Origin of the sequence: Streptomyces sp. WAC05292 (genome assembly GCF_003949955.1) — a bacterium.
Taxonomy (GTDB): Bacteria; Actinomycetota; Actinomycetes; order Streptomycetales; family Streptomycetaceae; genus Streptomyces; species Streptomyces globosus.
In genome coordinates this window covers 1-2763 of sequence record NZ_RPSE01000586.1, presented here as the reverse complement: position 1 = coordinate 2763, position 2763 = coordinate 1, and the positions used below count along the sequence as shown (strand labels likewise).

The window sequence follows — 2763 nt, the reverse complement described above, 5'->3', positions numbered from 1 at the left end:
GGCGGTGGCGGTGGTGATCGGGAGCCGATCGGTCGGGGTCAGGGATGGCGCCGGGGGTGTCCCGGGCTTTCCGCCGGGACGCCGCCAGGGGAATGACCTGGAGGAACGGGGCCTGTTGCGCAGGATCAGAGAGCCCGGCTCCTCACCCCGGGAGCCGCATCCGGCCCCGCGGGCATCAGCGGACCCGTCGGCGGAAGCCGGGCGGGCCGTGGGAAACCACGGCCGGAGCGCCATCCGGGTACACGGACGCGTCACATCGCTGCGTGCGCGTCCTGGGCCTGGCGGCGGACGGCCGTCGTCGGCTGGGATAGGCGTCAGAGCGCTGCGTCGGCGCCGCCGGCCCAGCGTCCGGCTGCCGTCGGCCAGGCCGGCGAAGTGGAACGGTACCGAGAGGTGACCGGCCCGCCGCACGAGACGGCGCCCCCTCCGCGAGGGGGCGCCGTTCCGGTGTCCGCCGGGGGCGTCGTGCCGTCTAGACCGCCGATTCCGGTGTGATGCGGCTGCGGACCGCCGACTGGACGTCCTCCTCCTCCGCCGGGTCCGCCGCCAGGCGGCGGAGGCGGGGGGCCACACGGGCGTCGGCGGTTTCGGCGTGGTGGGCCGCGACCTCGCGGGTGGTCTCCTCGCAGTCCCACAGGCACTCGACGGCGAAGCCCGCCGCGAAGGAGGGGTCCGTGTCCGCCAGGGCTCGGGCGGCGCGGCCGCGGAGGTGGGAGGAGGCCGTTTCGCGGTAGACGTGGCGCAGCACGGGGGCCGCGCAGCCGATGGAGAGCCGGCCCGCTCCGTCGACGAGGGCGTAGAGGCGGCGGGAGTCGGGGCCGGAGCCGCGGACGGTGTCGCGGAGGGCGCCGAGGACGAGGGGGGCGTCGTCGGGGCCGCCGTGGGAGGCGAGGAGTGCGGCGGCGGCTTCGCCGAGGGCGTCGGGGCGGTGGACCCACCCGCGGGCCCGTTCGAGGGCGGCGGGTCCGCACATGCGCTCGTAGGCGGCGACGGCGGGCTCGTCGGCGGCGGCTTCGATGAGGTCGAGGACGGCCGGGTTCTCCGGTTCGGCGACGACGAGGTGGTGCAGGGCGGTGGCGCGGGCGGCGTCGCCGAGGGTTCCCGCGGCGGCGGCCAGGATGGTGCCGCGGTCGTCGGGGGAGGCGACGGCGGCGAGGCAGCGCGCGGCGGGCACGTGCAGGGGGGTGCCGCGGCGCAGGCCTTCGGCGGCCCAGTCGAAGACGGCGAGGACGCCCCAGCCGGGGCGCGGGCCGTTGGGGGTGAGCTGGCGCTGCCAGCGGTCGAAGGAGCCCTGGCGGCGGGCGGCGCCGAGGCGGGCGCCGTGCTCGGGGGTCTCCTCCCACAGGCGCCAGGGGCGGGGCTCGTAGGCGTCGCGGACGGCGGCGGCCAGCCGCGCCTCGCCCTCGGGGGTGCCGGGGAAGCGGGCGAGGACGGGCGCGGCGAGGGAGAGCAGTCCCTCGTCGTCGTCGCGCAGGGCGAGCTCGTCGAGTGCCCAGGCCCAGTTGGCTCCGGAGGCGGCATAGCGGCGCAGCAGCATGAGGGCGTCGTCGCGGCCGTAGGAGGCGAGGTGTCCGAGGACGGACAGGGCGAGGCCGGTGCGCTGCTCGGAGTCGTCGACGAGGTCGTCGGCGCCGAAGAGGTGGCTTTCGATCTCGCCGAGGGGCCCGTCCAGGTCGAGGTACAGGCGGGCGTAGTAGAGGGAGCGGTTCTCGACCTGCCAGTCCTGGCGCGGGTCACGGAGCACGCACTGGTTGAGTGCCCGGAGGGCTTCGGGCCGGGGGGCCGCGAGGGCGTGCAGGGTGCCGTCGCCGCGGCCCCGCTGGAGGAGGCCGAGCAGGGTGCCGCTTGGCGCTATGACTGGTTCGAACATGGGAATGGCCTCACATCAAGCTGGGGACGCAACCGGGAATCGGGGTTCACAGGGCCGCGTAACAGCATGTGAGGACGTTCGCCGTCGTGTTCCGCTCGATGTAGACCATTGCCTTCTCACTCTCGTCGGTGCTTCGCGGCCTGGCGGCCGGTTCCGCAGGGATACGGGTCGGACACGCTTCGTGTCCTGCCCCTCCTGCCCGTCTGCCGAGCTCACGAATCGAATCCGACGCCATGATGACCCAGCCGGTTTGTGTGCCGCGACCACATTTACGGCCGCCGTGACCAACCCGTGAGGTGGGCGGCCGGTCACGCCGTGCCAGGTCACGACCGAAAACGGACTACTGCGCTCCGAAGAGTTCGAGCAAGTCGGCCTTGGCGAACATGCGGGCGGTGTCCACGGCGGACGGGGTGCCGGCGTGAGGGTCGGCGCCGCCGGCGAGGAGGGCGCGGATGACGGCCTCCTCGCCCTTGAAGACGGCGCCGGCGAGCGGGGTCTGGCCGCGGTCGTTGGCGCGGTCGGCCTCGGCGCCGCGCCTCAGGAGGGCGGTGACGGTGTCGGCGTGGCCGTGGTAGGCGGCGAGCATGACGAGGGTGTCGCCGCGGTCGTTGGTGAGGTTGGCGGGGACGCCGGCGTCGAGGTAGGCGGCGAGCGTCCCGGTCTCCCCCTGGCGGGCGAGGTCGAAGACCTTGGTGGCCAGCTCGATGACGTCCTCGTCGGGGGCGCCCTGGGAGCCGCCGTCGGTGGGCTGGTGCTCGCTCATCGGTCGGTTGCCGCCTTTCGCTCGGGGTGGAAGTCGTGGTGGCCCGCGGGGCGGCGCGGTGGGTGCGCGCCCGTACGGGTGAGCGCCAGCGTAGCGCCCGGGCCTGCGGGGACGGGGGCGAGTCCGGGGG

Annotated in this window: 2 protein-coding genes; both read right to left on the bottom strand. The window is 75.2% G+C overall.

The genetic code is table 11. The annotated features are described in order from the left end of the window. Nucleotides 1–472 precede the first annotated feature (472 nt). Complete coding sequence (locus tag EF903_RS31300; protein ID WP_125548354.1) at nt 473–1870, bottom strand: HEAT repeat domain-containing protein; 1398 nt, start codon at nt 1868–1870, stop codon at nt 473–475. Between the two features lie 340 nt (nt 1871–2210). Then, a complete protein-coding gene (locus EF903_RS31295; protein ID WP_125548352.1) occupies nt 2211–2633 on the bottom strand; it encodes an ankyrin repeat domain-containing protein in 423 nt (140 codons plus the stop codon). Nucleotides 2634–2763 lie beyond the last annotated feature (130 nt).

What these genes read in the sequence shown, in the direction of transcription:
- EF903_RS31295 (WP_125548352.1), bottom strand. Translation starts at nt 2,633, where the DNA reads ATGAGCGAGCACCAGCCCACCGACGGCGGCTCCCAGGGCGCCCCCGAC.
- EF903_RS31300 (WP_125548354.1), bottom strand. Translation starts at nt 1,870, where the DNA reads ATGTTCGAACCAGTCATAGCGCCAAGCGGCACCCTGCTCGGCCTCCTC.